Annotated in this window: 4 protein-coding genes and 1 pseudogene; all 5 read right to left on the bottom strand. The window is 76.0% G+C overall.

The window, feature by feature from the left end:
- A pseudogene (locus AQJ66_RS39775) lies at positions 1-290 on the bottom strand (hypothetical protein); the annotation flags it as partial.
- Entirely contained in the window at positions 287-1,945 is a 1,659-nt protein-coding gene (locus AQJ66_RS27220) for a serine/threonine-protein kinase (protein WP_061927353.1), read from the bottom strand. The pseudogene AQJ66_RS39775 and the gene AQJ66_RS27220, both read right to left, overlap by 4 nt.
- 142 nt (positions 1,946-2,087) lie before the next feature.
- Entirely contained in the window at positions 2,088-2,594 is a 507-nt protein-coding gene (locus tag AQJ66_RS27215) for a MarR family winged helix-turn-helix transcriptional regulator (protein ID WP_061927352.1), read from the bottom strand.
- 84 nt (positions 2,595-2,678) lie between these two features.
- Positions 2,679-3,071, bottom strand: a complete 393-nt coding sequence (locus AQJ66_RS27210; protein WP_061927350.1) for a DUF302 domain-containing protein — start codon at positions 3,069-3,071, stop codon at positions 2,679-2,681.
- Positions 3,072-3,084: 13 nt separating this feature from the next.
- A complete protein-coding gene (locus AQJ66_RS27205; protein ID WP_061927348.1) occupies positions 3,085-3,537 on the bottom strand; it encodes an OsmC family protein in 453 nt (150 codons plus the stop codon).
- Positions 3,538-4,360 lie beyond the last annotated feature (823 nt).

Here is a 4,360-nt window from a genome sequence, read left to right as displayed (position 1 = left end):
TCACCGGCATGCGACAGCACCTGCGTTGCTTCGCCGGCAGGCGGCGGCACCCGGGTGGACTCACCAGCGGGCGACAGCGCCCGGGTCGGCTCGCCCGTCCGGGGCAGGACCCGCGCAGACTCACCGGCAGGCGGCAACACTTGCGTGGCCTCGTCGGCAGGCGGCAGCGCACGCGTGGACTCACCGGCGGGCGACAGCGACTTGGTGGACTCCCCCGCCTTGGACAGGACCTGCGTGGGCTCGCCGTTCTGCGTCGGTGGTGTGGGCGGGTGGTCGTTGTGGGGGGTCACCGGATCTCACACTGCCTGGTCAGAAGTTGCTGCGAGGCGGTGCCGCCTGCGGCGGCCGGGGTGGTCGTGGCCTGCGCCGTCCAGTAGCAGCCGCTGCCGTCGAAGGTGTGGTCGACGGTGATCGTGTACTGGGTGGCGCCGCTGCGCTGGAAGGTCTGGGACGCGCCGTCCGGCGCGCCGGGCACGCCCGGCAGGTTGCCCGAGAACCACGAGACGGTGACCGAGACCGGTCCGGTGCCGTCCGTCGTGACGTCGACGGTCGCCGTGGCGGTGGTGGGGCCCGTCTGCCGGAAGGCCGACACCGCGACGTTCTTGACGGCGGGAGCGGCGGGCGAGGCGGGGGCGGTGGTGGCCGGGGTGCCCGTGGTGGCCGTCCCGCCGGGCGCCGTCGTCTGCGGGGCCGGTGCCGTGGTGGCGGAGGCGCCGGGGTCACCGGGCCCGGTGGCCGCAGGATCCGAGGGCGACAGGCTCGGGGACGGCGACAGGCCGGCCGACGCGGTGGGCGACGCGGACGGGGACGGGGACGAGGACGGGGAGGCCGACGCGGTGGGCGCCGCCGGCCCGTCGCCGGCCCGGGCACGGGTCGTGGCCAGGGCCCGCGCCGTCTCCTGGGAGGCGGCTCCGGGGGCGTACTGGATGCCGTAGGTCAGCAGGACGCCGACGAGCACGGCGGCGGCCGACACCAGCGTCCCCGGCCGGCCGGGCAGCCACGACCGCGCTCCGCCCCGGCCCGGGCCGGGGCCCAGGACCGTGCGCGCGGTGTCCGTGGTGGACCGGGGGGCGCGGCGGGCCGACGGCAGCAGCAGCGGCAGCAGGGCCACCAGGGCGGCGAGCCGGCCGCGGCCGCGCTCCTCCCAGTCGGGCCCGTAGGCGGCACCGGCGGCCGCCTCCAGTTCCGTGACGAACGCCCCGGCCCCGGCGGGCCGTTCCTCCGGGTCCTTGGCGAGACCGCGGCGCACCAGGTCGCGCACCGCCTCGGGGGCCTCGTCGGCGGGGACGGGCGCGTCGACGTGGCGCAGCGCGAGTTCGGCGAGGTTGTCGCCCGCGTAGGGCTTGTGGCCCGTCAGGCACTCGAAGAACGTGGCCGTGGCCGCGTACACGTCGGCGGCGGGAGAGGCGGGGGCGCCGGTCCACTGCTCCGGGGCCATGTAGGACGGCGTTCCGGCCACGCCGGCGCTGGTGCCCGCGTCGACCGCGATCCCGAAGTCGACGAGCTTGGACGATCCGTCCGGCATGACCAGGACGTTCTCCGGCTTGTAGTCGCGGTGGACGACACCGACGCGGTGCGCGTCGGCGAGGCCCAGCAGCGACCCCTTGAGGACGACGAGCGCGGCCTCCGGATCGAGCGGTCCCCGCTCACGCAGCAGGGCCCGCAGCGAGACGCCGTCCACCAGCTCCATCACGATGGCGGCGCCGTCCGGGCTCTCGACGTACTCGTACAACTCCGCGACGTGCGGGCTGTGGAGCCCGCCGAGCAGCCGTGCCTCCGCCCGGAAGTCGTGCACGAAGTCCGGCCTGGTGCGCAGTGAGTCGCTGAGGTACTTCACCGCGACCGGGACGCCGGTCTCCTCGTGCACGGCCAGGACGACCCGGCCGCTCGCCCCCGAACCGAGCTCCAGTGAATCGCTGTATCCGGGCACCGCCCATGTATTCATCGCATCCCCCCAGGACGCCGTACCGCCGGCTCCTCACCCGCGTCCGGGCGGCTGAGCCACGCGTGGGAAGACACATTTTCGGCCACCGCGGTTGCATCCGGACAGTGCCCGGCCGCCACCTGCCGCGGCGACGACGCCCCGGTCAGCCCCCGGCCGGGCCGTCCGGCGGCTCGCCGAGGTTCTCCGCCAGCTGGAACAGGGCGGGCAGCGCCTGCGCGATGGCCGCCCGGGAGCCGTCGTCGAGGGCGGCGAGGGCGGCGTCGATGCGGCGCTCGTGGGCGGTGGTCCAGGCGGCGAGCTTCTCGCGGCCGGCGTCGGTGAGGGTGACGACGGAGGCGCGGCGGTCGGCGGCGTCGACGTCCCGCGCGACGAGCCCGGTGCCGATCATCTGGCCGATCAGTCCGCTGACCGTGCTCGGGGCCAGCCGCCGGCGGGCGGCCAGGTCGCTGATCCGCGCGGGCGAGTGCTCGCCCAGTACCTGCAGCAGCTCGACCTGCGCCATGGGAAGGGTCTCCCACGGGTAGTCGGTGCGGATCGAGGAACGCAGCGCGCGCCGCAGCCGGGTGACGGCCTCGGTGAGCAGACGGCCCTCCGGTGCCTGGGCGGCGGAGCGGGGCGGGGGCGCCTCGGAGCGTGGCTGCGCGGACATGCGGTCAGGGTAGTCCGGCCGCAAACGTACGGCCGGGCCGTCCGCGGCTCGGACGCCGCGGAGCCGCCCTCCGCCGGCCGCTCGTCAGTGCCCGGCGAGCGAGGCCAGCGCGGCGTCGAGGCGGCGGGTGGCCTCCTCGGCGACCGGGCGCAGGGCGTCGAGTCCGGTGAGGGTGACCATCGTGTCCGGGTCGAGCGCCTGTACGGCGGTGCGGTCGCCGTCCCTGCGCACCACCACGTTGCAGGGCAGCAGCAGCCCGGTGGTGCGGTCGGCCTCGAGGGCGCGGTGGGCGAGCGGCGGGTTGCAGGCCCCGAGGATGACGTAGTCCTCCATGTCGTGGTCGAGCTTGGCCTTGAGCGTCGCGGTGACGTCGATCTCCGTCAGGATCCCGAAGCCCTGCTCGGCGAGGGCCTCACGGACCCGGGCGACGGCGGTGGCGAAGTCGGCGTCGAGGTGCACGGTGCGGTCGTAGCGCATGACGGGTGGCCTTTCAGCTCGCCAGCTCGATGACGGTCTGCGGCGGCTGTTCGAGGGTGTTGTGGACGGTGCAGTGCGAGGCGACGGCCAGCAGGGCGGCGCGGCGCTGCTCGGGGAGGCCCGGCGGCGGGACGATCACGACGCGCAGCGAGGCGACGCGCGCCGGGCGGTCGGTGGCCATGGTGAACTCGGCGCGCACGCGCAGTCCGGCGCGGGGCAGGTCGTGGCGCTGCAGGAAGCGGCCCGCGTAGAAGGCGACGCAGGTGGCCAGGGAGGCGGCGAACAGCTCGGTGGGCGTCGGCGCGGTGTCCGTGCCGCCCGCGTCCACGGGCTGGTCGACCTGGATGCGGTGGCCACGGACCTCGACGGTGTAGGCGTCCCCGGCGACGTGGGCGACGTCGAGCCGGTGCGCGTCGGCGTCCGGCGGCCGGGTCGTGCCGGTGGGCTGTGGTGCGGTCCCGGTCATGGCCGGACCCCTTCCCTCGGTGAAGGCGGTGTTCCGCCCTCCAGTCGACCGCGCCCGGCCCACCTGGGCGAGAGGCCGTCGGGGCGGGTTCCGGGGGCCGATCGGCCCCCTCCCGCACCGACACCCGGCCCACGGCCACCGGCCACCGGCCATGGGTCACGGGTCACGGGTCACGGGTCACGGGTCACCGGCGGAACACTTCCGGCGCGGGGCGCTGCTCGGCGACCCCGGGCGTGCCCGCGCCGCCGCCGGCCAGGCGGAGGGGAGGACGAGGGTCACTGATGCGACGCCCCGCGCGGGCCCGGACCGCGCGTCAAGTCGCCTCAGGCGCTCTCCCGGACCGGCACTCGCCCCCGGCCGTCCAAGAGACGTCCCCGGCGCGGAGCGGTGTTCGCGTGGCCCGTCCGCGCGGGCACCGGCCGCCGGTGAGGCGCGGAACCCCGCGACAGGCCGCCGTGGCCCGGCGCCCGGTTCGGCGGCGCGATGCCGGCGACCGACCGTCCCGTGAACACGCCGGAACGAACCGTCCCTACGGCCGGCCACCCGCGCGTCCCGTCCCCGGTGATCGCAAGTCAATGCAAGGTCAAGAGTTGACCGGGCTTTCCTGACCGTCTGTTCACCCCGGGGCCACCGCCGCTCCGCCCGGCCGCCCGTCGCGCCACGAAACATCCCGGCCGTACACGCATCAACTTCTGTGTCCGGAGGGGAACTGACATGGCCGACACCGGCAGACGAGCAACGATCCGGAGTCTCGGGGCACTCGCGGGCGCGGCCGCGCTCACCGTCCTGGGCAGCAGCGCGCCGACGTGGGCCGCCGCGCCGG

This window comes from Streptomyces bungoensis (assembly GCF_001514215.1).
Lineage (GTDB): Bacteria > Actinomycetota > Actinomycetes > Streptomycetales > Streptomycetaceae > Streptomyces > Streptomyces bungoensis.
This window is presented reverse-complemented; position numbering and strand designations above follow the sequence as displayed.

Excerpts from the sequence above, each read along its gene's own strand:
- AQJ66_RS27215 (WP_061927352.1), bottom strand. The coding sequence starts at position 2,594 with ATGTCCGCGCAGCCACGCTCCGAGGCGCCCCCGCCCCGCTCCGCCGCC.
- AQJ66_RS27210 (WP_061927350.1), bottom strand. The coding sequence starts at position 3,071 with ATGCGCTACGACCGCACCGTGCACCTCGACGCCGACTTCGCCACCGCC.
- AQJ66_RS27205 (WP_061927348.1), bottom strand. The coding sequence starts at position 3,537 with ATGACCGGGACCGCACCACAGCCCACCGGCACGACCCGGCCGCCGGAC.
- AQJ66_RS27220 (WP_061927353.1), bottom strand. The coding sequence starts at position 1,945 with ATGAATACATGGGCGGTGCCCGGATACAGCGATTCACTGGAGCTCGGT.